The sequence below is a fragment of the Arenibaculum pallidiluteum genome, from assembly GCF_017355985.1.
In the GTDB taxonomy this organism is placed as follows: domain Bacteria; phylum Pseudomonadota; class Alphaproteobacteria; order Azospirillales; family Azospirillaceae; genus Arenibaculum; species Arenibaculum pallidiluteum.
The window spans coordinates 18,129-41,064 of the sequence record NZ_JAFIQU010000007.1; the positions used below are offsets into that span (position 1 = coordinate 18,129).

The 22,936-nt window shown below is 71.4% G+C and carries 24 protein-coding genes and 1 riboswitch; of the genes, 8 read left to right on the forward strand and 16 right to left on the reverse strand.

What is annotated here, in order from left to right:
* Positions 1-46 precede the first annotated feature (46 nt).
* From JUB13_RS15705 to murJ, 7 genes are all read right to left on the reverse strand, one after another.
* Positions 47-601 (reverse strand): NifU family protein, encoded by a 555-nt coding sequence (locus tag JUB13_RS15705; protein WP_207480587.1) that lies wholly within the window; start codon positions 599-601, stop codon positions 47-49.
* A 90-nt stretch (positions 602-691) separates the two neighbouring features.
* Positions 692-1,192 (reverse strand): universal stress protein, encoded by a 501-nt coding sequence (locus JUB13_RS15710; protein ID WP_207480589.1) that lies wholly within the window; start codon positions 1,190-1,192, stop codon positions 692-694.
* Positions 1,193-1,195: 3 nt separating this feature from the next.
* On the reverse strand, positions 1,196-1,951 hold the full coding sequence (locus tag JUB13_RS15715) for a TIGR02186 family protein (RefSeq protein WP_328702945.1): 756 nt from the start codon (positions 1,949-1,951) through the stop codon (positions 1,196-1,198).
* The gene (locus tag JUB13_RS15720; RefSeq protein ID WP_207480591.1) at positions 1,948-2,865 is read right to left on the reverse strand and encodes a sulfite exporter TauE/SafE family protein; all 918 of its coding nucleotides are present in this window, start codon (positions 2,863-2,865) and stop codon (positions 1,948-1,950) included. The genes JUB13_RS15715 and JUB13_RS15720 overlap by 4 nt, the downstream gene beginning before the upstream one ends.
* 38 nt (positions 2,866-2,903) lie before the next feature.
* Complete coding sequence (locus JUB13_RS15725) at positions 2,904-3,494, reverse strand: pyroglutamyl-peptidase I family protein (protein WP_207480593.1); 591 nt, start codon at positions 3,492-3,494, stop codon at positions 2,904-2,906.
* Positions 3,491-4,489 carry a tryptophan--tRNA ligase gene (gene trpS / locus JUB13_RS15730; RefSeq protein ID WP_207480595.1) on the reverse strand — a complete coding sequence of 333 codons (999 nt, stop codon included), beginning with the start codon at positions 4,487-4,489 and terminating at the stop codon, positions 3,491-3,493. The genes JUB13_RS15725 and trpS overlap by 4 nt, the downstream gene beginning before the upstream one ends.
* Positions 4,490-4,553: 64 nt before the next feature.
* Positions 4,554-6,110, reverse strand: coding sequence for a murein biosynthesis integral membrane protein MurJ (murJ, locus tag JUB13_RS15735; protein ID WP_207480597.1), 1,557 nt, complete (start codon positions 6,108-6,110; stop codon positions 4,554-4,556).
* Between the two features lie 143 nt (positions 6,111-6,253).
* On the opposite strand from murJ, the gene JUB13_RS15740 reads away from it, so the two are divergent.
* A complete protein-coding gene (locus JUB13_RS15740; protein ID WP_207480599.1) occupies positions 6,254-7,264 on the forward strand; it encodes a hypothetical protein in 1,011 nt (336 codons plus the stop codon).
* 21 nt (positions 7,265-7,285) lie between these two features.
* Here JUB13_RS15740 and JUB13_RS15745 read toward each other — a convergent pair whose 3' ends face one another.
* Entirely contained in the window at positions 7,286-7,465 is a 180-nt protein-coding gene (locus JUB13_RS15745) for a hypothetical protein (RefSeq protein WP_207480601.1), read from the reverse strand.
* Positions 7,466-7,533: 68 nt separating this feature from the next.
* Positions 7,534-10,374, reverse strand: a complete 2,841-nt coding sequence (locus JUB13_RS15750; RefSeq protein ID WP_236024981.1) for a [protein-PII] uridylyltransferase — start codon at positions 10,372-10,374, stop codon at positions 7,534-7,536.
* A 164-nt stretch (positions 10,375-10,538) separates the two neighbouring features.
* Here JUB13_RS15750 and JUB13_RS15755 point away from each other — a divergent pair, with 164 nt between their 5' ends.
* Positions 10,539-11,201: a haloacid dehalogenase type II gene (locus JUB13_RS15755; protein ID WP_207480604.1), complete on the forward strand. Its 663-nt coding sequence runs from the start codon at positions 10,539-10,541 to the stop codon at positions 11,199-11,201.
* 38 nt (positions 11,202-11,239) lie between these two features.
* Here JUB13_RS15755 and JUB13_RS15760 read toward each other — a convergent pair whose 3' ends face one another.
* From JUB13_RS15760 to metZ, 5 genes are all read right to left on the reverse strand, one after another.
* Complete coding sequence (locus tag JUB13_RS15760; RefSeq protein WP_207480605.1) at positions 11,240-11,713, reverse strand: phasin family protein; 474 nt, start codon at positions 11,711-11,713, stop codon at positions 11,240-11,242.
* A gap of 119 nt (positions 11,714-11,832) precedes the next feature.
* Positions 11,833-12,591, reverse strand: coding sequence for an ABC transporter ATP-binding protein (locus JUB13_RS15765; protein WP_207480607.1), 759 nt, complete (start codon positions 12,589-12,591; stop codon positions 11,833-11,835).
* Positions 12,579-13,322, reverse strand: coding sequence for an ABC transporter permease (locus tag JUB13_RS15770; RefSeq protein WP_207480609.1), 744 nt, complete (start codon positions 13,320-13,322; stop codon positions 12,579-12,581). Before JUB13_RS15770 ends, JUB13_RS15765 begins: the two co-directional genes overlap by 13 nt.
* 3 nt (positions 13,323-13,325) lie before the next feature.
* Complete coding sequence (locus JUB13_RS15775; protein ID WP_207480611.1) at positions 13,326-14,354, reverse strand: ABC transporter substrate-binding protein; 1,029 nt, start codon at positions 14,352-14,354, stop codon at positions 13,326-13,328.
* Positions 14,355-14,523: 169 nt separating this feature from the next.
* Entirely contained in the window at positions 14,524-15,729 is a 1,206-nt protein-coding gene (metZ, locus tag JUB13_RS15780) for an O-succinylhomoserine sulfhydrylase (protein ID WP_207480613.1), read from the reverse strand.
* 64 nt (positions 15,730-15,793) lie between these two features.
* A riboswitch (SAM riboswitch) is annotated at positions 15,794-15,869 on the reverse strand.
* Positions 15,870-16,114: 245 nt separating this feature from the next.
* Here metZ and JUB13_RS15785 point away from each other — a divergent pair.
* The 6 genes from JUB13_RS15785 to JUB13_RS15810 all read left to right on the forward strand — a co-directional run bounded on the left by JUB13_RS15785 (position 16,115) and on the right by JUB13_RS15810 (position 21,499).
* Entirely contained in the window at positions 16,115-16,462 is a 348-nt protein-coding gene (locus JUB13_RS15785) for a hypothetical protein (RefSeq protein ID WP_207480615.1), read from the forward strand.
* A 77-nt stretch (positions 16,463-16,539) separates the two neighbouring features.
* Positions 16,540-16,881, forward strand: a complete 342-nt coding sequence (locus JUB13_RS15790) for a hypothetical protein (protein ID WP_207480617.1) — start codon at positions 16,540-16,542, stop codon at positions 16,879-16,881.
* Between the two features lie 575 nt (positions 16,882-17,456).
* A complete protein-coding gene (gene ftsH / locus JUB13_RS15795; protein WP_236024982.1) occupies positions 17,457-19,268 on the forward strand; it encodes an ATP-dependent zinc metalloprotease FtsH in 1,812 nt (603 codons plus the stop codon).
* 315 nt (positions 19,269-19,583) lie between these two features.
* On the forward strand, positions 19,584-20,045 hold the full coding sequence (locus JUB13_RS15800; protein ID WP_207480619.1) for a spore coat protein U domain-containing protein: 462 nt from the start codon (positions 19,584-19,586) through the stop codon (positions 20,043-20,045).
* Positions 20,046-20,211: 166 nt separating this feature from the next.
* Complete coding sequence (locus tag JUB13_RS15805) at positions 20,212-20,916, forward strand: SDR family NAD(P)-dependent oxidoreductase (RefSeq protein WP_207480621.1); 705 nt, start codon at positions 20,212-20,214, stop codon at positions 20,914-20,916.
* 19 nt (positions 20,917-20,935) lie between these two features.
* On the forward strand, positions 20,936-21,499 hold the full coding sequence (locus JUB13_RS15810; RefSeq protein WP_207480623.1) for a 2,4'-dihydroxyacetophenone dioxygenase family protein: 564 nt from the start codon (positions 20,936-20,938) through the stop codon (positions 21,497-21,499).
* Positions 21,500-21,544: 45 nt separating this feature from the next.
* Here JUB13_RS15810 and JUB13_RS15815 read toward each other — a convergent pair whose 3' ends face one another.
* Positions 21,545-22,315 (reverse strand): SDR family oxidoreductase, encoded by a 771-nt coding sequence (locus JUB13_RS15815; RefSeq protein ID WP_207480625.1) that lies wholly within the window; start codon positions 22,313-22,315, stop codon positions 21,545-21,547.
* Positions 22,316-22,513: 198 nt separating this feature from the next.
* A complete protein-coding gene (locus JUB13_RS15820) occupies positions 22,514-22,855 on the reverse strand; it encodes a hypothetical protein (protein ID WP_207480627.1) in 342 nt (113 codons plus the stop codon).
* Between the last annotated feature and the right edge of the window lie 81 nt (positions 22,856-22,936).

Genomic DNA, 22,936 nt, shown 5'->3' on the forward strand with positions numbered 1-22,936 from the left:
CTGCCATCCGCCGCCGGGGCGGCGGCAGACAGCACCCGGCAGGGGGTCAGCGGACCTGGCGGACCTCGACGACTTCGGGGATGTAGTGGCGGAGCATGTTCTCGATCCCCGCCTTGAGCGTCGCGGACGAACTCGGGCAGCCCGAGCAGGCCCCGCGCATGCTGAGATAGACGACCCCATCGTCGAAGCTGTGGAAGGTGATGTCGCCGCCGTCCTGGGCGACGGCGGGGCGCACGCGCGTGTCCAGCAGCTCCTTGATCTGCGAGACGACCTCGTCCTCGTCCTCGCTCTCGGCGTGGCCGGAGCCCACGTCCTCGTCCTCGAGCGCCGGGCGGCCCGCCGCGTAGTGCTCCATGATCGCGCCGAGGATCGCCGGCTTCAGGAGGTACCAGTCGCGGTCGTCGGACTTGCTGACCGTGACGAAGTCGTAGCCCAGGAAGACGCCGGTCACGCCCTCGATCTCGAACAGGCGCCGCGCGAGCGGCGAGCGGCGGGCCGAATCGGGCTCGGCGAAGTCGGCGGTGCCGCGGACAAGGACTTCCCGCCCCGGCAGGAACTTCAGCGTGGCGGGATTCGGGGTCTGCTCGGTCTGGATGAACATTCTGGAACCTCTTGGCCCCATCGGCGCGGGGGCGATTCTCCGGACAAGGTGGGCCGCCGGGACGGCGATATCAAGCGTCTCGGGGGAGGCTCATGTGACCGCCAGGATCTGCTCCTCGGTCAGCCGGCCCGGCACGATGGTGAGCGGGATCCGCAGCCGCGCCGCCCCCTTCCCCGTGAGGTAGGAGATCAGTGGGCCGGGCCCCTCGGGCCCCGTGCCGGCGGCGAGCACCAGGATCGAGATCCAGGGCTCCTCCTCGGTCAGCTTCAGCAGCTCGTCCTGGCGCACGCCCTCGCGGAGGTAGAGGCAGGGCAGGGTGCCGGTGAGCTGGTTCACGATGCGCGCATGGCGCTGCAGGATCTGCTCGGCCTCGACCCGGCGCTCCTCGCGCATGATGTCCTCGACCGCCATGAAGCCCAGCACCTCCCCCGGCTCCACCACGCAGAGCAGCGCGACGCGGCCGCCCGAGTTGCGGGCCCGGTAGCAGGCGTAGCGCAGGGCCACGTCCATCTCCGAGCTGTCGTCGACGACGACCAGGAAGATGCGGCGCGGCACCGCCGGGGTGCTCGATCCGGAAAGGGGTTCGGGCATGGTTCAGACCCTCCTGAAGACCGCGCCCGCCGCCCAGCCGGACGCCAGCGCGACGGCGACCGCCGCGATGCCGTAGGCCAGCGACTGGCGCGTCGCGAATTCATACACCTCGGCCGAGAAGCCGATCTTGCTGACGACGAGCGGCGTCGTCTGCGCGCTGATGACCTGTCCGTTGCGGAACAGGAAGACCCCCACCGTGTAGGCCCCCGTGGGGACGTTGGCCGGGAAGTGGATGGTGGTCCGGAACAGCCGGTCGCCCAGGAAGGTGACCGGCACCGGGCCCTCGGGGTAGAGGCCCTGACTCCGCTTGCCGCGGATCAGCGCCTCGCGGAACTCGGCCGCGCGGCCGGGCGGGGCGCCGGTCGCGACCAGAGCGATGTTCGAAGTCCCGATCTCCTCGCGGGCCAGAACGCTGGGCTCGGCCAGCCGCTCCACCGGGCGGCTGGTGGCGACCGCGTAGTAGCCGGGCACGTCGTCGAACTCGACGCTGCGCGTGTTCATCCAGATCCCCGCGATGCGCTCCTTGCGGCGGACGTTGACCCTGCCCGCCGGCCCCTGCACCACCACCGCCACGTCGCCAGGGCCGTCGACCGCACCGAACAGCACCACCTCGGTTCCCGTGAAGCCCGTGGTGATGGCGATCAGGTGGCTCGACAGATCGGCCACGAGCTGCTGGGCGCGTGCCGTGGCGGCGAGCAGGATGCCGGCGCCCAGGATAGCTCCAAGGGCCATGGCCGAGAACCGCGCGGCGCGCCTCACCCTTCCTCCATCCGGCTGAGGGAGTAGAGGTCCAGCGGAACCGCGATGAGGTCCCAGGCCAGCTTCAGCGCGACCAGGACCACCATCGCGCCCAGCAGGAAGCGCGCCTGCTCGCCGCGGAGATAGGCGCCGGCCTTGGTGCCGAACTGCGCGCCGACGACCCCGCCGACCAGCAGGAGCAGCGCGAGGACCACGTCCACCGTCCCGTTGGTGGCGGCCTGCAGCACCGTCGCGAAGGCCGTGGTGAAGATGATCTGGAACAGCGAGGTCCCAGCCACCATGGCGGTGGGCATGCCCAGCAGGTAGATCATCGCCGGGACCAGCAGGAAGCCGCCGCCGATGCCCATGATGGCGACCAGCAGCCCGCCTACCAGCCCGATGCCCCCCGGCAGCAGCGCCGAGACGTAGAGCCGCGAGCGCGGGAAACGCATCTTGAAGGGCAGGCCGTGGAGCCAGGTATGGACGTGCAGCTTGCGCCGCGCCGGCATGCGGCGGCGCTTGATCAGGGCCCGCGCGCTCTCGAACACCATCAGCCCGCCGATCACGCCCAGGAACAGCACGTAGCTCAGCGAGATCACCAGGTCGATCTGCCCGATCCGCTGCAGCACGGCGAAGATCCCGACGCCTCCGGTCGTTCCCAGGACGCCGCCCACCAGCATCACGACGCCCATCTTCATGTCGACGTTGCCGCGCCGCCAGTGGGCGAGCACGCCCGACAGGCTGGCGGCGACGAGCTGGTTGGCCTGCGTGCCGACGGCCACCGCGGGCGGCACGCCAACGAAGATCAGCAGCGGCGTCATCAGGAAGCCTCCGCCGACGCCGAAAAGCCCGGACAGGAATCCGACCACCCCGCCCATGAGCAGAAGCAGCAGGGCGTTCACCGACATCTCGGCAATGGGCAGGTAGATCTGCATCGGGTGTCGCGGAACCCGGGCGGGAGGGCGGCGGCAGATTAGCCGCTGACGGCATCCCTGACCACCGCGACGACCAGCCGGGCGCCGCGCTCGAGCGCGGCGGCGTCCAGCCCGGCGCGCCCCGGCAGGCCCGCGACCGCGTCGGGGAAGGGCGGGACGTGGACGAAGCCCACGGGAAGGTCGGGCCAGCGGCGGCGCGCCGAGAAGAACAGGTGGTTGCAGACATAGGTGCCTGCATGGGCGCTGGCCCCGGCCGGCAGCTCCGCCGCGGCCAGGGAATCGACGATCGCCTCGACCGGTAGGGTCGACCACAGGGCGGCCGGCGCCTCGGGCGCGATCATGCGGCCCCGGCGGAACTCGCCGGAATTGTCCGGACGGTCCGACTCGTCGAGGTTCAGCGCGACCCTCTCGACCGCGATCCGGTCGGTGGAGAAGGACAGGCCGAAGGACACCACGGCGCGCGGCCGGTGAAGCTCGACCAGCTCGGCCAGGCGCGCGACCGAACCCTCCCAGGTCACCGGCAGCACGGCGGCGGCGATGCCAGGCGTGCCGGCGAGGCGCCCGATCAGCCAGGAGGTCGGGTTGGCCGCGTGCTCGGCGAAGGCCTCGAAGCCGGTGACGAGGATCACGGGCGGAGCAGCCCGACGACGTCCCGCACCTCGGCCATGGTGCTCTCGGCGATCGCGCGGGCGCGCTCGCCGCCGCGGCGCAGGATCCGGTCGATCTCCGCGGGGTCCTTCATCAGCCGGTTCATCTCGGCCGTGATCGGTCCCAGCTTCGCGACGGCGAGGTCGACGAGCTCGCCCTTGAAGCCGCTGAACTGCGCCCCCGCGAACCGGCCCAGCACGTCCAGCCGCGAGGTGCCCTCGAGCGCCGCGTAGATGGTGACGAGATTGTCGGCCTCCGGCCGTGCCTCGAGCTCTTCGATGGTGGCGGGCAGCGGCTCGGGATCGGTCTTGGCCTTCCGGATCTTCTGCGCGATCGCGTCCGCGTCGTCGGTCAGGTTGATGCGCGAATAGTCCGAGGCGTCGGACTTGGACATCTTCTTGGTGCCGTCGCGCAGGCTCATCACCCGCGTCGCCTCGCCCATGATCTGCGGCTCGGGCAGCGGGAAGACGTCGCGCCCGTAGTTGCGGTTGAACGCGCCGGCGATGTCGCGGGCGAGCTCCAGGTGCTGCTTCTGGTCCTCGCCCACGGGCACGTGGGTCGCCTTGTACAGCAGGATGTCCGCGGCCATCAGAACCGGGTAGGCGTAGAGCCCGAGGCCCGCCTGGTCGCGGTTCTTGCCCGCCTTGTCCTTGAACTGGGTCATGCGGTTCAGCCAGCCCAGCGGCGTGAGGCAGCTGAAGATCCAGGACAGCTCGGAATGCCCGGCCACGTAGGACTGGTTGAAGAGGATGTTGCGCTCCGGGTCGATGCCGGCGGCGATGTAGGCCGCGGCGACCTCGCGCGTGTTGTTCAGCAGCGCCTTGGGATCCTGCGGCAGCGTGATCGCGTGCAGGTCCACGACGCAGAAGATGCTCTCGAACTGGTTCTGGAGCTCGACCCAGTTCCGCAGCGCCCCGAGATAGTTGCCGAGATGAAGCGCGTAGGTGGGCTGCATGCCCGAGAAGATGCGGTTCACTGCGTCTCTCCGGAGGTGTCGGGGTGCCGAGGCGGGCCGTTATCCCCCGAGACGCACGGCGAAATCAAGCGGCCGGCTCCCGCGCGAGCAGGCCGCGCAGCTCCGCCAGGTCGACCGCGCCGAGGGCGCGCGCCGCCGCCAGGAACACGGCGATGCCCAGCAGCACCAGCGCGCCCAGCGTGGCGAAGCGCAGCAGGCCAGGGCCTTGGGCGATCCAGGCCTCGGCCATGGGCAGGGCCGGCAGCAGGGCTGCGCCCATGGCGAGGCAGGCCAGCGCCACGCGGGGCGTGCGCCCGCGCAGCCGGGCATCCAGGTCGAGCCAGCCGCGGCGCCGCAGGGCGAGCGCCAGCACCCCCAGGTTCACCCAGGCCGAGAGCCCCGTCGCCAGCGCGATCCCGGTCGTGCCGAGCGGGCCCGAGAGCGCGAGGCCCAGTCCGGCATTGGCCATGGCGGCCGCTGCCGCCGCGCGGACCGGCGAGGCCGTGTCGTGGCGCGCGAAGAAGGCGGCACCCAGCACCTTGGCCATGACATAGGCCGGGATCCCGGCCGCATAGGCCGCGAGGGCCGCCGCGGTGGCGCGCGTCTCGGCGGGGCCGAAGGCGCCGCGCTCGAAGAGCACGCGGATGATCGGCTCGGCCAGCATGGCCAGCGCGATCGCCGCCGGCAGCCCCAGGACGATCCCGAACTCCAGCCCGCGGCTGAGATGGGCGCGCAGGCCGTCCCGGTCGCCCGCCGCCGCCCGACGCGCGAGGACCGGCAGGAGGGCGGTGCCCACAGCGGTGCCGATCACGCCCAGGGGGAGCTGGTTCAGCCGGTCGGCGTAGTACAGCGCCGAGACCGCGCCCGCGGGCAGCAACGATGCCAGTACCACGTTCACGAACAGGTTCACCTGCACGATGCCGGCCCCCAGTGCGCCCGGCCCCAGCACCGCCAGCAGCCGGCGCACGCGCGGTGTCAGGCGCGGCTGCGGCAGGCGGACCGTGATCCCCGCGGACCGGCAGGCGGCCGCCAGCCAGACGAGCTGCAGCGCACCCGCGACGGTGACCGCCGCCGCCATGGCGCGCCCGGGTTCCATGCCCAGCGCCCGCGCCCCCGCAAGGCCAGCGACCAGCGTCAGGTTGAAGGCGATCGGCGCCGCCGCGAATGGGCCGAAGCGGTCGAGCCCGTTCAGGATCCCGCCCAGCAGGGCGACCAGCGAGACCAGCATCAGGTAGGGCAGGGTCAGCCGTGCGTAGTCCACGGCGGTGGCGAAGCGCAGCGCGTCGTCGGTGAAGCCCGGCGCCAGCACCGCGATCAGGCCCGGGGCGAGGACCACCGCCGCAGCCGTGACAGGCAGCAGGACCGCGAGCAGGACCGCGAGCGCCTCGCCTGCGAATGCCTGGGCGGCGGCCCGGCCGCGGGACTGCAGCTCGGCCGAGAAGAGCGGCACGAAGGCCACCGTGAAGGCCCCCTCGGCGAAGAGCCGGCGGAACAGGTTCGGCAGCTTCAGCGCCACGAAGAAGGCGTCGGCCACCGGGCCCGCCCCCAGCAGGGCGGCCGTCAGGACGTCGCGGGCGAAACCCGCCAGCCTCGAGAGCAGGGTCAGGCCGCCGACGGTGGCGACGGCACGGGCGAAATTCATGGGCCGCATGCCTACCCGACTTTCGGCGGAGGGGGAAGCTCCGCCGGCGGCGTCCGGACGGGTAGGACGTTACCACGTCAGCGCGGCATCGCAGCATGCACCGCTGGAGTAGAGTGTCTTGCGGCGCGCGACAACCCTGAGCCATGAGCGAATTCCCAGATCACGGCCGAGAAGCCCTGTTCGTCGACGTCCTGCTCGAACTGGTGGGCCGGCGCCCGCTCGTCGTGCTGATGGATCCCGACGCGTCCCGCCGTGCGGCCCTGCTGGACCGGCTGGTCGGCCATCTTCGGGCCGGCGACGCGCTGGTGGAGACCGATCCCGTTCCGGCCGAGCCCGAGCGGCTGCTGGCCGAGCTGGCGCCGCGCTTGGCGGCCGCGCCCTTGGGAGTCCTGGTGGTCGACGCGGCCGAGAGCCGGGATCCCGACCTGATCCGGCGGCTCGTGCTGATGGCGGGCGGCCAGCCCTGCCACGGGCCCGCGCTCCAGGTGCTGCTGGCCGGCGGCCCCCGCCTTGCCGAACTCCTGCAAACCCCGCCCCTGCGCGAGCAGGTCGAGCGGATCGGGGCGGTCCGGCGCGCCTGCGACCACGTGCCGGCGGCTGCGCCCAGCCGTCCGCGCGATCCCGTTCCAATGGTGCCGAACGCGGCCAAGGGAACGGTCAAGGCGGCAGCCAGGACGGCAGCCATCATTCCGCTCGGGCCGCGGCGGCGCGTGGTGCTCGCCGCGCTGGGCTTCGTCGCCTTCGCCGCCGGACTGACCGCGAACACGGCGGCGCGGCACCTGGCCCCGCCGGAGGTTCCGGAGCAGCGGCTCGAGATCGTGCGCGCGGCCCTGCCGGCCCCGCTTCCGAAGCCGCCGGCCTCGGAGCCGGTGGTGGCGGAGGCCGAGGCCGACATCCCGGTGCCAGTTCCCAGGCCCGCCGCCGCGCCGGAGCCGCGCCGCAACGCGTCCCGTCACGCCGACAAGGGCAACGCCGTCAAGCCGGGCACGCGGACCCAGCGGGCGCGGCCGCAGTCCTACGCCGAGGATGGCTGTCGCCGCGGCATCGGCGGGCAGACGGTCCGGGAAGCCTCGGTCCAGGCGGTGCTGGAGGGATTTGTCTCCGACATCCGCAGCCTCGGCCATTGCCTGATTCCCTCGGCCTCGGCCCGCTGAGCGCCGGCATCTCCCCTCAGATCAGAACGGTATCCCCAGGCGCCAGTCGATGCCGCTGCGGTTGCCGCCGCGCGCCTCGACCTCCACCGGCGGGCGGCCGGCGCAGCCCGGCAGGACCGCGACCACCCCCAGCAGCAGCAGCGCGGCGGCGCGGCCGCGGCTGCGCAGCATGGCCAATCCGCGCCTTGGCTTCGCGATCATTCCGCGGCTTCGCCCTCTGATCATTCCGCGGCTTCGCCCTCTGATCATTCCGCGGCTTCGCCCTCTGATCATTCCGCGGCTTCGCCGCGGCGACGCGCCGATGCGCGGCGGCGGCGCAGCCCGGCATGCGCGGCCGGGCGCGGCGGCTCGGCGGCCTGGGCGTCCGCGGCGTCCTGCAGGGCGGCCAGCAGCTTGTCGCGGATCTGGGCGAGCTTGTTGTCGTGCATCACCTTCAGGCCGAACACGTCCTTCACGTAGAAGACGTCGATGGCCTTCTCGCCATAGGTCGAGATCTTGGCGGTGCTGATCTGGAGCGACAGGCTCGTCAGCGCCCGCGTCACGTCGTACAGCAGGCCGGGCCGGTCCTTGGCGTTGATTTCGATGACCGTGTGCGTCGAACTCGCCTTGTTGTCGATCAGCACGCGCGGCGGGACGCGGAAGGCCCGGCTTCGTGTGCCGAGGACGGGCGGCTTCTTCGCGAGCTCGAGCAGCGGGCGAAGCTGGCCCGACAGGGTGCGCTCGACCATCACGGACAGCTTCGCCAGCTTGTCGCCGCTGTCGAAGGGACCGCCGGTCGCGTTCTGGACCGTGAAGACGTCCAGCGCCATGCCGTCGGTCGTGGTGAAGATCTTGGCGTCCACGATGGTCGCGCCGGAGACGGCGAAGGCGCCGGCCAGGCGCGAGAACAGGCCGGGATGGTCGTCGGTATAGATCGTCACCTCGGTGACGCCGCGCTTGCGGTCGATGCGCGTATCGACGGTCAGCGGCGAGCGACCGCGCTCGGCGGCGCGGATCAGCCGCGCGTGATAGGCGTGGGTCTCGGCATCGAAGCCCAGCCAGTAAGCGGGGTAGCCGCGGCTGAAGTGGGCTTCGATCTCCTCCTCGCGCCAGTCCGGAAGCAGCGGGCGCAGGGCGTTCTGGGCGGCGGCCACGCGCCGCTCGCGCCGGTCGGCCTGAAGGACGCCCTGCATCAGGTCCTCGGCGCGGTGGTAGAGTTCGGCCAGCAGCGTCGCCTTCCAGCCGTTCCAACGGCCGGGGCCGACCGCGCGGATGTCGGCGGTCGTCAGCACCAGCAGCAGGCGCAGGCGCTCGGGCGACTGCACGAGCTCGACGAAGTCGCGCACCGTCTTCTCGTCCTCGAGATCGCGCTTCAGCGCGGTGTCCGACATCGCGAGATGCCAGCGCACCAGCCAGCAGACGGTCTCGGTCTCCTCCGCGGTCAGGCCCAGGCGAGGGCAGAGCCGCTGCGCGATCTTGGCGCCCAGCACCGAATGGTCGCCACCGCGGCCCTTGGCGATGTCGTGCAGCAGCATGGCGCAGTAGAGCGCGCGGCGGGACACCAGCTTGCTCACGACCTCGCAGGCCAGGGGAAGCTGGTCGGCGAGCTGGCCGGTCTCGATCCGGTGCAGGATGCCGATGGCGAACAGCGTGTGCTCGTCCACGGTGTAGACATGGTACATGTCGTACTGCATCTGGGCCACGACCCGGCCGAAGTCGGGGACGAAGCGGCCCAGCACGCCCGCCTCGTTCATGCGGCGCAGCGCCAGCTCGGGATCCCTGCGGCTCGTCAGGATTTCCAGGAACAGGCGGTTGGCTTCCGGATCCTCGCGCAGGCGCGGACCGATGGCGCCGAGTGCGCGGGTCACCGCGCGCAGGGCGTTCGGATGGATGTCGAGGTCGTGGTGCTGCGCCACATGGAACAGCCGGATCAGGTCGGCCGGATGATCCAGGAAGTGCCGCTCGCTGGCGACGTTCAGCCGCTCGCCCTCCAGGGCGAAGCCCTCGATCTCCTTGCGCAGCCGCGCGAAGCGCAGGAAGGAGAAGCGCGGCGGGCGCTGCTGGTCCGCCTCCAGGTTGGCGCAGAAGATCCGCGTCAGGTCGCCGACATCCTTGGCGACCAGGAAGTAGTGCTTCATGAAGCGCTCGACGCCGCTGGCGCCGGCATGGTCGCGATAGTCCAGCCGGCGGCTGATCTCGGACTGGACGTCGAAGGTCAGCCGGTCCTCGGTGCGCCCTGCGAGATAGTGGAGGTGGCAGCGCACGGTCCACAGGAACTCGGCCGCCTTGGCGAAGCGCGTCGCCTCCTCCTTGAGCAGCACGCCCCGCGGCACCAGCTCGGCCACGTCCTCGACCTGATGGACGTATTTGGCGATCCAGTACAGGGTCTGCAGGTCGCGCAGGCCGCCCTTGCCCTCCTTCACGTTGGGCTCGAGCACGTAGCGGCTGTCGCCGAGCTTGCGGTGCCGCTCGTCCCGCTCGGCCAGCTTGGCCTCGATGAACTGGGCGCCGCTGCCGGCCACGACCTCCTTGGCGAAGCGGCGCCGCAGCTCGGCATAGAGCTCGGGGGCGCCGCACAGGCATCGGCTTTCCAGCAGGCTGGTGCGCACGGTGGTGTCGGTCAGGGCCTGGCGGATGCACTCGTCCACCGAGCGCACGGCGTGGCCGACCTTCAGGCCGAGGTCCCACAGCAGGTACAGCACGTATTCGACGACCTGCTCGACCCGCGGCGTGCGCTTGTAGGGCAGCAGGAACAACAGGTCCACGTCCGAGAAGGGGGCGAGCTCGCCGCGACCGTAGCCGCCGATCGCCGCCACCGCGAAATGCTCGCCGCGGGTCGGGTTCGGGGCCGGGAACACGGTGGTCGCCGTGAACTCGGTGAGCCGGGTGATCACCTGATCCATCACCCAGGCGTTCTGGTGGATGCAGTCCTCGCCGCTGCCGCCGAGCTCGAAGCGCCGCCGAACCTCGGCCCTCCCATCGGCCAGCGCCTGGCGCAGAAGGGCCAGCAGGGCGGGGCGCAGAGCGTCGCCGTCGCGGTGCCGCGCGTGCAGCTCGGCCATCGCCGCCGCCAGCACCTCGGGCGACAGGATGCTCTCGCGGTCGCGGATCTTCTCGACCAGGGCGCTCATCGGTGTTCCGGCTCCGTCGGGCGGCAGGACCATCCGCCGAAAGGTGGCCCAGCGCGTGGTCATTCTCAAGCGCCGCTGTCCGCCCCGCCCGCGACGTGCGAGGATCGGCGGGCGCCGCCATCGGGCAGATCGCGCGCCGGGGCGCGGGCGCGGAGGAGGGAACCATGGCCGGCCTCGCCGTCTTCGACGCCTACGGAACCCTGTTCGACGTGCACTCGGCCGTCCGGCGGCACGCGGCCGCGCTCGGCGATGGGGCGGACGGGGTCTCGCAGCTCTGGCGCGCGCGCCAGCTCGAATACGCCTGGATCGCCAGCCTGTCGGGTCGCTACCGCGACTTCTGGACGCTGACCGGCGAGGCCCTGGACTTCGCCCTGGCCGCCCACGGCATCGACGATCCCGCCCTGCGGGCATCGCTGATGGACGCCTATCTCCAGCTCGACCCATATCCCGAGGTGCCGGGCGTGCTCGCCCGCCTGCGCGAGGCCGGGGTGCGGACGGCGATCCTGTCCAACGGCTCCCCCATGATGCTGGAGCGGGCGGTCAAGTCGGCGGCCCTGGGCGACCTGCTGGACGCCGTCCTCTCGGTCGACGAGGTCGGCGCCTACAAGCCGGACCCGCGGGTCTACGCTCTGGCCTGCGAGCGGCTCGGCGTCGCGCCGGAAGCCGTCGCCTTCCAGTCCTCGAACGCCTGGGACGCCGCGGGCGCCGCCGCCTACGGCTTCCGGGTGCACTGGATCAACCGCTCCGGCCAGCCGCGGGAATACGCGGCCATGGGGCCGGTCCTGCCGCTGACCGACCTGTCCACGCTGCCGGCACTGCTGGGCTGAGCCGCGGGCCTGGGCCCGCGGCATCGCGGCGAGACGGATCAGTTCCGTCGGGCCGAGAGCCGCCGCGCATTGGCCGAGGCCGCCGCGTGAATCGGCGCCAGGCCGGCGGCCGCGACCTTCCCGGACGCCTCTGCCAGCTTCTCCGCGGCGGCGGCGGCGCCCGTCAGGCTCTCCTCCAGCCAGATGCTCCAGGACTGGATCATCTGCTGCGGCGTCCGGCTCGTTCCGAGCGCGCCCGCCGCCCGCAGGTTGCCGTGGGACTGGTGTCCGGCCCAGGTCAGCCAGGCCTCGTACATCGGGCGCAGGCTCTCGCCGACCGCCAGCGTCGCCGCGATGCCGGCCTCGACCTTCTCCTGCCACATCAGGACGAATTCGGGATCCGCGAGGAGAACGGGGTTGCCGGCGGCCTGGGCCATCATGGCCGTGCGATAGCCGATGGTACGGGCCGAGGCGACGGCCAGTTCGGCCGTGCGTTCGGCCGTTCGGGCCAGCTCTGTGCCGGTGTTCATCATGCGGGTTCCCGAATTCGTGCGGCGCGGTGAAGGGGCCATGGGCCTGCCTGGTCGATGTTGGTCTTGCTGCGGTGCAGCATGACCAACTGCCGGGATCCGTCAAGCGTTCCGGACGCGGGTCAGATACCCGCCCCGTCGGCCACCGATTCCGACAGGGCCCCGCGCAGCTCCCGAACCCGCTCGGCGAAGGCGGTCGTGTCGCGCTCGCGCGGGCGGTGCAGGTCCACGCGGAAGTCGCGTACCGCCCGCGCGGGACGGCCGCCCAGCAGGATCACGCGGTCGGCCAAGTACACCGCCTCGTCCAGGTCGTGGGTCACGAACAGGATCGTGGTGCCGGTCTCCCGCCACAGGCGCAGCAGCTCGTCCTGCAGCGTGTGGCGGGTGATCGCGTCCAGGGCCGAGAACGGCTCGTCGAGCAGCAGCAGCTCGGGTGCCACCGCCAGCGCACGGGCCAGGTTCACCCGCTGGCGCTGCCCGCCGGAGAGCTGGTGCGGCCAGCGCCGGCCCATCTCGCCGAGCCCGACCAGCGCCAGCGTCTCCTCCGCCCGCGCGCGCCGCTCGGTGGAGGGCAGGCCCAGCCCCTCGAGCCCGAAGGCCACGTTGCCTGCCACGCGCCGCCAGGGCAGCAGGCGCGCTTCCTGGAACACCATGGCCGTGGTCCGGCGGCCGGGCTGCGCCCTTCCCGGCAGGGCGACGCTCCCGGCGCGGGGCGCCGCCAGGCCGGAGAGCACGCGCAACAGGGTCGACTTGCCCACGCCGGACGGTCCCACCAGGGCGGTGAAGCTTCCGGGTTCAAGCGTGGCGCTGAACCCCTCCAGCACCGGAGGCGCATCGCCGTAGCCGATGGCGAGGTCGCGGATGTCGATCAGCGCTGCCATGCCAGCAACCGGTCACGGACCTGGACGAAGATCGCGTCGGTCAGCCCGTAGAGCGCCGCGATCGTGATCATGTAGACGACGACGACGTCGGTCGCCAGCAGCGAGGAGGCCTGCATCATGCGCTGGCCCAGCCCTGGAACGCCGAACAGCTCGGCCGCCACCACCGCCATCCAGGCCTGGCCGAGGCCCGTTCGAACGCCAGCCAGGATGCCCGCCGTCGAGCCCGGCAGCACGACCTTGACCAGCCTTGGCCAGGTGCCGCCGTGCCCGAAGGCGTCCGCGACCTCCAGCAGGTCGCGGTCCACCGCCTTGGCGGCCCCGAAAGCCGCGTAGTAGTTGATCCAGAAGACGCCGACCACAATGATGAAGGTCGCGGCGGCCTCGGTGATCCCGAACCAGACCACGGCGAAAGGCACCCAGGCGAGGCCCGGCACCGGACGCAGGATCCGCACGACCCAGGACAGGCCTGCTTCGAGCCGGTCGTTCAGCGCGGCCGCGATGCCGAGCGCGGTTCCGCTGGCCGTGCCGACCGCCAGCCCGAGCAGGTAGTGCCCCAGGCTGGCCAGCACCGCATCCACCCAGAACCCGGCCCGGAGCTCGCCCAGGAAGGCGCCCGGGATGGCGCTGGGCGGCGGCAGGAACAGCGACTGAATCAGACCGAGCCGCGGCGCCGCCTCCCAGAGCAGCAGGAACAGCGCGAGGCCCAGAACCGCGTAGGAGAGACGGGCCATTCCCTACTTCGCCAGCGCCGCGCGGTAGAAGGCCTCGTCGAAGACCTTGTCCAGGTCGGCGACCTCCTTCAGGACGCCGAGCTCGACCTGGAAGTCCTGCATCACGCCGGTCGGAACCTTGATGCGCGACGGGTCCGAGACGTAGTTGGACGCGGGCGAGACGAGCGCGCGCTCGAAGGTCGCGAGGTCGGTCAACCCCTTGCCGAGGCCCTTGTGCAGGTGCACCGCCGCGCGCTTGGGCTCCTTGCGCAGCAGCTCGGTGGCGCGCACGTGCAGCTTCAGGAGGGCGACGGCCGCTTCGGGGCTGCGCTCGCGGAAGGCGCCGTGCAGCGCCAGCACCGAGCCCGGCTGGTCGGTCTGCATCGTGCCGCCGCGCACCAGCAGCTTGGTTCCGGGATCGCGGTCGAGGACCACCGTCAGGGCGGGCTCGCGCACGGTCGCCACGTCGACGGCGCCGGCCAGCAGCGCCTGCTGGGTCTGCTCGATGCCCATGGGCACGATCTGGTAGTGCTTGGGGTCGACCTTGGCGACCTTCTGCAGCCAGTAGCGCAGGACCGTGTCCGGAACGGAGCCCGGCGGCTGGGTTGCGATCTTGACGGGGCGTCCCTGGGCCGCGACGAAGGCCTTGAATCCCTCGGCCGAGGCGGCGTTCTGCAATCGCGCGATGTCGCCGCGGCCGACCAGCGCCAGCTCTTCGATCGCGGTCGCCGCCACCGCCTTCACGGGGATCCCCCGGGCTGAGGAGACCAGGATCGGGCCGATCCCGCCGTAATAGGCGTCGAGGGTGCCCGAGGCCAGGGCACTGATCATGGCCGGCCCGGATTCGAACTGGGTGAGCTTGAGCTCGATCCCGGCCTCCCTGGCCCAGCCTTCGCCGTCGATCACGAAGAGCTGGCCGATGCCGGCGACGGGAATGAAGCCGACCCGCACCTCCGTCGCGGCCCGGGCAGCGGGCATCTGCGCGACCAGCAGGGCAGCGGCCGCGAGCACGCCTGCGCCAATCCGGCGCAGCGAGAAGAACGGAAAGCGCATGGGGGCTCCTGCGGGATTCAACACAGGGACGGCGGGGAAATGCCGACCGATCCGTGTAACCCTATAGGGCCTGATCCGCAATTGCGCAAGAACTTGCGTGGAAAGCGGTATTTCACAGTGTGGAATCGAGGAACCCGGCCGCGCGCGCCGGGTTCCTCCCGCACCGGGCTCAGGCCGCGGCCAGCGCCCGCTCCAGGTCGTCGATCAGGTCGCGCGGATCCTCCAGCCCGACAGAGAGGCGCAGGCTCGCGGGGCCGATGCCCACCTTCGCCTTGTCCTCGTCGCTGACCTTGGCGTGGGTGCTGGTCGCGGGGTGGGTGATCAGGCTCTTGGCGTCGCCGAGGTTGTTGGAGATCCGGATCACGCGCAGCGCGTTCATGGCGCGGAACGCCTCGGCCTTGCCCCCGGCGATCTCGAAGGCGACCAGCGTGCCGCCGCCGCTCATCTGCCGGCGCGCCAGCGCCGCCTGCGGGTGGCTTTCCAGCCCGGGATAGACGACCCGGCGCACCGCGCGGTGCCCCTCCAGGAAGCGCGCGACCTGCTCGGCATTGGCGACCTGGGCGGCGACGCGCAACTCCAGCGTCTCCAAGCCCTTGAGCAGCAGCCACGCGTTGAACGGGCTGAGAGCCGGCCCGGTGTGCCGCAGGAACGGGCCCAGCAGCTCTCCGAACTTCTCGTCGGCCAGGATGGCGCCGCCAAGGGAGCGGCCCTGGCCGTCGATGTGCTTGGTCGCGGAATAGACCACCACGTCGGCGCCCAGCGTCAGCGGACGCTGCAGGACCGGCGTCGCGAAGACGTTGTCGACGATGACCAGGGCGCCCGCCGCATGGGCGAGATCGGCCACCGCCTGCAGGTCGACGAGCTCCAGCATCGGGTTCGACGGGCTCTCGATGAAGACCGCCCGGGTCGGCCTCGACAACGCCTCGCGCCACTGCCCCAGGTCTGCGCCGTCGACCAGCACCGCCTCGACCCCGTAGAGCGGCAGCAGGTTCTTGATGATGTGAAGGCAGGACCCGAACAGCGCCCTGGGTGCCACCACCCGGTCGCCCGCCCGCACCTGGCACATCAGCGCGGCGAAGACGGCCGACATGCCGCTGGACGTGGCCCAGCAGCGCGGCGCCCCCTCGTACTCCGCCAGGCGCCGCTCGAACATGGAGACGGTCGGATTGGCAAAGCGGGAATAGACGTAGCGCAGCCCGTCGGTCGCGAAGGCTGCCTCGGCCTCTTCCGCGGAGCCGTAGACGTAGCCCGACGTCATGTAGAGCGCTTCGCTGGTCTCGTCGTTCTGCGATCGAGACGTGCCGCCATGGACGAGCTGCGTACGCGGCCGGACGCCGCTGGGCAGGCCCTTGGGGGATGTGTCGGAAGTCTTCATCTCGTGCCGCCTTCGCCCGGAGCCCGGGCAGCAAAAAACGCCTCGACCGGCAAGGATCGAGGCGCCTGGGGCGACTCCAGCCTTTTAGCAGCTTCTTTAACGTGGCCTGCAAGCCGGTCCAAATCACCACGTGCGGCGGTGATAACCACGACGCGCCCCTGCCGTCAAGCCTGATGGTCCTATGGTAGGCGCTCTCCCGGCGATCCCTCCGCAGTATATCGCGCACGATGGGATCGCAAGCGCGTCCGGCGCGCAGCAGGGTTGCAGGATTATATATCGCACGCGATCTGATCGTATGAGATGATCCTCTCACCCCAGCACGGGACGCCAACACACACCCAAGCGACACCAAACCAGCCACCCAAACAGCAAAGGAACCCACGCCATGAAGACCCTGACCCTCGCCGCCGCCCTGATCAGCATCCTCGCCGCCGCCCCCGCCATGGCCAATGGCGAAGGCAGCGCCGGCACCAACCAGTTCCACGGCTCCAGCACTCTCGTCTCCTACGGCGCCCAGCCGAGCGCCCGGGCCGAGACCGGCTCCGTCGCCGTCCGCCAGGACGCCGCCACGCCCGGCCTGGCCGACGAGGCCCTGGTCTGGGGCGAGGCCGCGGTCGACCCGCTCTACGACAACCTCTCGGCCCAGGGCCTGGTCATCGCCACCGCCGGGCAGCCCGCCGCCACCGCGATGGCCTCGGGCGAGACCGACTTCAGCCGCGCCTACGCCAACTGACCGCCGGCCCTGCCGAGCATCCAGCCAGCCGAACCCACCGACCACCCAACCAGCCAGACCCGAAAGGAACCCCGACCATGAAGACGCTGTCCATCGCTGCCGCCCTGATCGGCATCCTGTCCGCCGCCCCGGCCTTCGCCGGCGAAGGCAACCCCGGCGTGAACCAGTTCCACGGCGCCTCCAACCTCGTCTCCTTCGGCGCCCAGCCGAACCCGCAGGGCCCGGCGCCGGTCGCGGTGCGCCAGGAGGCGGTCCGCAGCGCGCAGGGCTTCCGTTCGCTGGTTTCCGGCGAAGCCGCGGTCGACCCCATCTACGACAACCTCTCGGGCCAGGACTGGGTCCAGATCGCCGGCGGGCAGCCCGCCGCCTCCGAGATGGCCTTCGGCGAGACCGACTTCAGCCGCGCCTACGCCAACTGACGGGTGCGCCCGATGCCCGAGGTCCAGCGCCCCTTCCCAGGCCGAATGGTCCGGGAGGGGGCGAAACCCTTTCCATTCTGATCCCTGCGCTCCGTGCGCGGGCCCTGGATGTACGGTCGCGGCATCCGGCGCGGGTCCGTCCCGCCGGGATTACGACCGGCCGGATGCCGCCCAGGCGGCTGCGTCCTTCCCTCGGGCACGTGCGGCTCGGCGGCAGGAGCACTCGGCCTAACAGTCCGGGTCACCTCCAATGTGTCTATATCTTTCGTTAATAGTTGGGGGGTAGGATGGTCCTGGTTCCGCAAACCGCATGGGGGGCGCCTACAGGCCCGTCGGGACCGTGACCCGACGCCGGAACGACCGGCCCCCATGTTCCCTCCGGCCCCGCAGCGCCGTTCCATCGGCCGGGACGCGAGCCCATCGGACCATCCCCGGAATTTTGTGAATCCCTAACGGAACCGGATCGGCCTTTTCTTGCCGCGCAAGGTTCTGTTAACCCTAACGGTCGCAAAAAAGGTGTCCAGGCGTCCCGCCAACTCCGCATCAGGAGGACGCCGTTTCAAGGGCATCGGCCAATGAGATCCTTCTTCAAGAGACATGGACGCCACCTTCTGATCTACGGCGCCGCAGCCATGGGCGTGATCGTCCTCGGCCTGGCCGTCCTGGCCAGCGAGGGCATCGGCCCGCTGGCCTTCGGCCAGCTCGACGAAGTGCCGCAGTCCATCTTCCTGGAGAAGGTCGCGGCCGGCGAACTGACCGCGGCCACCGTCAACGGCAGCGTAATCGAGTTCACGGATCGCGACGGGCAGCGCGCCCAGACGACGGTTCTGTGGACGGACGAGCTGCGCGCCCGGCTCGCGGCGCCGGGGATCGAGCTGACGGTGCGGGATGCGGCGGGCAAGCCCTTCGCCCAGGCGAACTCCATCCTGGACATGGTCCTGAAGCTGAACATGGTGGGCTTCCTGGCCGTGGTCCTGGTCTTCCTGGCCGGGATGGTGCGCTCGCCGGTGCGCGCCAAGAGCCGCGTCCGCACCGATGTCCGCTTCGCCGACGTCGCCGGACTGGACGAGGCGCGCGCCGAGGTGGCCGAGCTCGTCGACTTCCTGAAGCAGCCCGAGCGCTACAGGGACCTGGGCGCCGCGATCCCGAAGGGCGTGCTGCTGGTCGGCCCGCCGGGCACCGGCAAGACGCTGCTGGCCCGTGCCGTGGCCGGCGAGGCGGGCGTGCCGTTCTTCGCGACGACGGGCTCCGATTTCGTCGAGATGTATGTCGGCGTCGGCGCCGCGCGCATCCGCAAGCTGTTCCGGGACGCCCGCAAGGCCGCGCCCTGCATCCTCTTCATCGACGAGATCGACGCCCTGGCCCGCGCCCGCGGCGCAACCTCGCCGAGCGGCGGCCAGATCGAGACCGAGAACACGCTGAACCAGCTCCTGGCCGAGATGGACGGCTTCGCGCGGGCCTCCGGCCTGATCGTGATGGCGGCCACCAACCGGGTCGAGGTGCTGGATCCCGCGGTGCTGCGGCCGGGCCGCTTCGACCGCCATGTCCATGTCGGCCTGCCGGACCTCAACGGGCGCAAGGCGATCCTGGCCGTCCATGCGGGCACCGTCAGCATGGCGCAGGACGTCGATCTGGCCACGGTCGCCCGCTCCACGCCAGGCATGAGCGGGGCCGAGCTCGCGAACCTCGTGAACGAGGCTGCGCTGTGCGCCGCCCGCGAGAAGCGCAGCCAGGTCCGCCGTGCGGATTTCGAGGCCGCGCGCGACCGCCTCGTGATGGGCGGCGAGAAGCCGACCGTGATGTCCGAGGCCGAGCGGCGCTTGACCGCCTACCACGAGGCCGGGCACGCCATCGTGGCCCTGCGCTCGGTCCATTCCGATCCCGTCCACAAGGTCACGATCGTGCCGCGCGGGCGCGCCCTCGGGATGATGGTGCGGCTGCCGCAGGAGGACCGCTTCTGTCATTCCAAGGCGCGGCTGCTGGCCGAGCTCGACGTCGCCATGGGCGGCCGCGCCGCCGAGGAGCTGATCTTCGGCGCGGACATGGTGACAACCGGGGCGGCCGGTGACCTGCAGCACGCGACGGATATCGCGACGCGCATGGTCACAACCTACGGCATGAGCGAGCGCTTCGGCCTCGTCGCGCTCGGCAGCCCGGACGCGGCGTCCGGCCACGGCCTGGCCCCCCAGATGGCCGAGAAGATCGCCGACGAGGTCCGCAGCCTCACCGAGGCCGCCTATGGCCGCGCCCGCGCCTGCCTTGCGCAGGACCTCGCGGCCCTGCATGCCCTGGCGGCCGCGCTGCTGGAGCTCGAGACCGTCGAGGCCGAAGGGGTGCGCCGCATCGTTGCGGAGGCACAGCTTCCCGCCTGCGCCGCGGCCGAATAGGCCGTGGCCCCGCGAGGCGGTCCGCCCGCCTGCCCATGGCGGCGGATGCCGCCTTCCGGGCCATGGCGGCGGATGCCGCCTTCCGGGCCATGGCGGCGGGTGCCGCCCGCTGGCCCAGGCCGGCAGATGCGGCCCGGCAAGGGCTGCCGGTGCCCGGCAGGAAATGCCGCACCCGTCGGCGACCTCCGCCCCAGGAATCAAGCATTTTAGCCAATTTCGTGGGCTTCCGGGCTCCGGCACGGCGTTTGCCTAAACTTGTCCTCAGACGGGCTGCCACACAGGCCCTCACGAAGACAAAGGCAAGGAACCACTCCCATGAAGTTCGATACCGTCGCCCTCGGCACCGCCGCCGTCGCCGCCCTGATCGCCCTCTCGGGCACGGCGCTCGCCGCCACCAGCGGGACCATCCGGCTGAACGGCACGGTCTCGGCGACCTGCAGCATCGCGGTGACCGACGGCAACCAGACGCTGAACCTGACCGGCGGCGAGAACGACAAGCAGGTCGGCACCGTGGTGGAGTCCTGCAACAGCGGCGCCGGCTACACCGTGACCGTCAGCTCGTCCAACGGCGGCCAGCTCAGGAACGGCAACGCCACCGTCGGCTACACGCTGCGCTACGACACCCAGTCCGGCAACCTGAACGGCCCGCTCGCCGTCTCCCGCGACCAGGCCCAGTTCGGCAAGACGGTCACCGTGGGCGTGAGCCTTCCCGCGAACGCCAACGCCGTTGCGGGATCCTACAGCGACACGGTCACCATCTCGATCGCCGCCAAGTGAGCGCAGCCGCGCCCGCGCCGTCAGGCCGGCGCAACCGGGGAGGTCGTCCGGCGCTGCCCTGCGTCCAAACTAGCCCTGGACGAGCCCGGCCCGCTGGTGGATGGTTGGCCCAACGAATGGCCACTTCCACTGCGGGGGCGGCCCTGTCTGGCGGGAAAGGGGCGCGATGGGGACGGCGGTCGTCACGGGCGGGACACGGGGCATCGGCGAGGCGGTGAGCCGCGCGCTGGCGCGGGCGGGCCACAGGGTCCTGGCCTGCGGGCTCGGCGAGGACGAGCTGCGCGCGTTTGCGCCCATGCCAGGGATCGAGACTCACCGGCTCGACGTCACTGACCCGGCTTCGGTCGAGACGCTGATCGCGGGGCTGGACCGGCTGGACGTGCTGGTCAACTGTGCCGGCATCATCCAGCGCGCGGACAAGGAGTTCGAGATCGACGCCTTCCGCCTGACGGTGGAGGTGAACCTTGTCGGCACCATGCGTATGTGCCTTGCGGCTCGGGAAAAGCTGGCCGCGTCCAAGGGCGCCATCGTGAACACCGCCTCCATGCTGTCCTTCCATGGATCGCCCTTCGTGCCGGGCTATGCGGCCTCCAAGGGAGGCGTCGCGCAGCTCACCAAGAGCCTGGCGGCAGCCTGGGCGCCGGAGGGCATCCGCGTCAATGCCGTGGCGCCCGGCTGGATCGCGACCGAGCTGACCCGTCCGCTGGTCGAGGATGCCGCGCGATCGGCCCCCATCCTCGCCCGGACGCCGCAGGGCCGCTGGGGGCGTCCCGAGGACGTCGCGGGCGCTGTGCTGTTCCTGCTGTCGGAGGCCGCGGGCTTCGTGACCGGCACGATCCTGCCGGTCGACGGCGGCTATCTCGCGGTTTGAGCCCAGGAGGATGCTGAGGATGGATGGCACGATGGATCCCGGGACGAATGCGGCGCCCGGGCGCGCGGCGGCGGCCGACGCGAAGTGGACGCCCTACCGCCACCCCATGCCCAAGGAATCCCCGCCCGAGCTGATCGTGCCCGACGCGATCCCGTCGGACGAGCGCGTCTGGGTGCCGGTGGACGACAATGTCTGGTTCCGGCCGCTCTGCCTGTCGGTGACGCGGGGCTACTGGGTCAACCTGCTGCGCGTCCGGCGCGCGGGCGTCCTGTCGCGCCACCGGCACCCCATGCCCGTGCACGGCTTCGTGCTGAAGGGCGAATGGCGCTATCTCGAGCATGACTGGGTGGCGCGCGAGGGCGGCTACGTCTACGAGGCCCCGGGCGAGACGCACACCCTGGTCGTCGACCCCCATGTGGAGGAGATGATCACGCTGTTCCAGGTGAACGGCGCCATGATCTATGTGGACCCCGACGGCAACTGCACGGGATACGACGACGTCTTCACCCGTCTCGACAAGTGCCGCCGCCATTATGCCGCCTGCGGCTTGGGCGAGGGTTATATCGACCAGTTCCTGCGCTGACCGGAGTGGGGCGCCGGGCGCATGCGCCCTGGCGCCCCGTCGTCCTCAGCTCCGGCAGATGGACGCGCCGCCGTCCACGACGAAGGCGGTGCCGGTGACGAAGCTCGACGCGTCCGAGGCGAGGTGCAGGACGGACCGCGCGATCTCCTCGGGCTGCGCGAGGCGCTTCAGCGCGTGCAGCCTCTCCACGAAGGCCAGCACTTCGGGACCGGCCCCTGGCGCATTGGTGACGCTGGCCGGCGTGTCGGTGCCGCCTGGAAGGACCGCGTTCACCCGGATCCCCTGCGGGCCGAGCTCCGCCGCCAGAACCTGCGTCAGGCCGATCAGGCCGGCCTTCGCGGCGGCATAGGCGGCCATGCCGGGCAGCCCGGCCGAGAAGCCGACGAAAGTCGAGGTGAAGATCAGCGATCCGCCCCCGCGCCGGACCATGGCCGGAGCCTGGTGCCTCGCGCCCAGGAAGGCGCTGGTCAGGTTGGTCTCGATGGTCTCGCGCCAGCCGCCGGGCGTCAGCTCCCCGATCGGGGCCAGCTCGCCTGTCGCGCCGGCATTGTTGAAGGCGATATCAAGGCCGCCGAAGCGTTCCACGGCGGCGCCCACGGCCGCCCTGGCCACGCCGTCGTCGCGCACGTCGCCGGCGATGGCCGCGGCCTCGCCGCCGGCCTCCGCGATCTCCGCGATCAGGCTTTCGAGCGCGTCGCGGCGCCGGGCGACCACCACGAGCCTCGCGCCCTCGCGGGCGAAGAGCTTCGCAGTCGCCCGGCCAATGCCCGAGCTGGCTCCGGTGACGATGGCAACCTTCCCGGCGAGTACTGTCATGGCCCGATCCTCCTGATTGGATGCGGGCACAGACTGCCGGGGCCGCCGCGGGGGCTCAGCCCGGTTCTTGCTCCCTCGGCCGGGAGCCGGCGGATGGCGGCTGGGCCAGGGGACCGGCTGATGCCGGCTAGGCCGAGGGGCCGGCGGATGCCGGGCAGGCCTCGGTCCGAAAGGACGGGCGGAAACCTTGGGCGGCGTTCAGGCCGCGTGGTCGGCCGGCACGTAGACCTTCGGCTTTGCGACGTCATTGGCGACACGGCGGACGGTCTCGCGTGCCCGGTCGCAGGGGCGTCCGTTCCTCACGGCGTCCTCGATGCCGCCGCGGGTGATCCCGAGATCGGCCAGCATGCGGTCGTCCATGGCGTGGAGCAGCAGGGCGGGGGAGGGCGCGACCGAACGCTGGATGCGCGTCGCCAGAGCCTGGAACGCGTTCCGGATCAGGCCGGCGACATAGGCGTTGCGGCTGTTGCGGGCGGCGGTCTCGATCTCGGCAATCGACCAGGCGCCAGGCTTGTACTCGGAGAGATTTCTGACGGTCATGATGGCTTTCCCATTGATGCTGCTGTGCAGCTCCAGACGGGTACACCGCCCGCGTTAACATTCCCCTGCCCTTCTGCTGCG

Excerpts from the sequence above, each read along its gene's own strand:
- JUB13_RS15810 (WP_207480623.1), top strand. The coding sequence starts at position 20,936 with ATGGATGGCACGATGGATCCCGGGACGAATGCGGCGCCCGGGCGCGCG.
- JUB13_RS15790 (WP_207480617.1), top strand. The coding sequence starts at position 16,540 with ATGAAGACGCTGTCCATCGCTGCCGCCCTGATCGGCATCCTGTCCGCC.
- JUB13_RS15745 (WP_207480601.1), bottom strand. The coding sequence starts at position 7,465 with ATGATCGCGAAGCCAAGGCGCGGATTGGCCATGCTGCGCAGCCGCGGC.
- JUB13_RS15820 (WP_207480627.1), bottom strand. The coding sequence starts at position 22,855 with ATGACCGTCAGAAATCTCTCCGAGTACAAGCCTGGCGCCTGGTCGATT.
- JUB13_RS15805 (WP_207480621.1), top strand. The coding sequence starts at position 20,212 with ATGGGGACGGCGGTCGTCACGGGCGGGACACGGGGCATCGGCGAGGCG.
- JUB13_RS15750 (WP_236024981.1), bottom strand. The coding sequence starts at position 10,374 with ATGAGCGCCCTGGTCGAGAAGATCCGCGACCGCGAGAGCATCCTGTCG.
- JUB13_RS15760 (WP_207480605.1), bottom strand. The coding sequence starts at position 11,713 with ATGATGAACACCGGCACAGAGCTGGCCCGAACGGCCGAACGCACGGCC.
- JUB13_RS15740 (WP_207480599.1), top strand. The coding sequence starts at position 6,254 with ATGAGCGAATTCCCAGATCACGGCCGAGAAGCCCTGTTCGTCGACGTC.
- JUB13_RS15785 (WP_207480615.1), top strand. The coding sequence starts at position 16,115 with ATGAAGACCCTGACCCTCGCCGCCGCCCTGATCAGCATCCTCGCCGCC.
- murJ (WP_207480597.1), bottom strand. The coding sequence starts at position 6,110 with ATGAATTTCGCCCGTGCCGTCGCCACCGTCGGCGGCCTGACCCTGCTC.
- metZ (WP_207480613.1), bottom strand. The coding sequence starts at position 15,729 with ATGAAGACTTCCGACACATCCCCCAAGGGCCTGCCCAGCGGCGTCCGG.
- JUB13_RS15775 (WP_207480611.1), bottom strand. The coding sequence starts at position 14,354 with ATGCGCTTTCCGTTCTTCTCGCTGCGCCGGATTGGCGCAGGCGTGCTC.
- JUB13_RS15770 (WP_207480609.1), bottom strand. The coding sequence starts at position 13,322 with ATGGCCCGTCTCTCCTACGCGGTTCTGGGCCTCGCGCTGTTCCTGCTG.
- JUB13_RS15815 (WP_207480625.1), bottom strand. The coding sequence starts at position 22,315 with ATGACAGTACTCGCCGGGAAGGTTGCCATCGTCACCGGAGCCAGCTCG.
- JUB13_RS15710 (WP_207480589.1), bottom strand. The coding sequence starts at position 1,192 with ATGCCCGAACCCCTTTCCGGATCGAGCACCCCGGCGGTGCCGCGCCGC.
- JUB13_RS15800 (WP_207480619.1), top strand. The coding sequence starts at position 19,584 with ATGAAGTTCGATACCGTCGCCCTCGGCACCGCCGCCGTCGCCGCCCTG.
- JUB13_RS15765 (WP_207480607.1), bottom strand. The coding sequence starts at position 12,591 with ATGGCAGCGCTGATCGACATCCGCGACCTCGCCATCGGCTACGGCGAT.
- JUB13_RS15720 (WP_207480591.1), bottom strand. The coding sequence starts at position 2,865 with ATGCAGATCTACCTGCCCATTGCCGAGATGTCGGTGAACGCCCTGCTG.
- JUB13_RS15755 (WP_207480604.1), top strand. The coding sequence starts at position 10,539 with ATGGCCGGCCTCGCCGTCTTCGACGCCTACGGAACCCTGTTCGACGTG.
- JUB13_RS15705 (WP_207480587.1), bottom strand. The coding sequence starts at position 601 with ATGTTCATCCAGACCGAGCAGACCCCGAATCCCGCCACGCTGAAGTTC.
- ftsH (WP_236024982.1), top strand. The coding sequence starts at position 17,457 with ATGAGATCCTTCTTCAAGAGACATGGACGCCACCTTCTGATCTACGGC.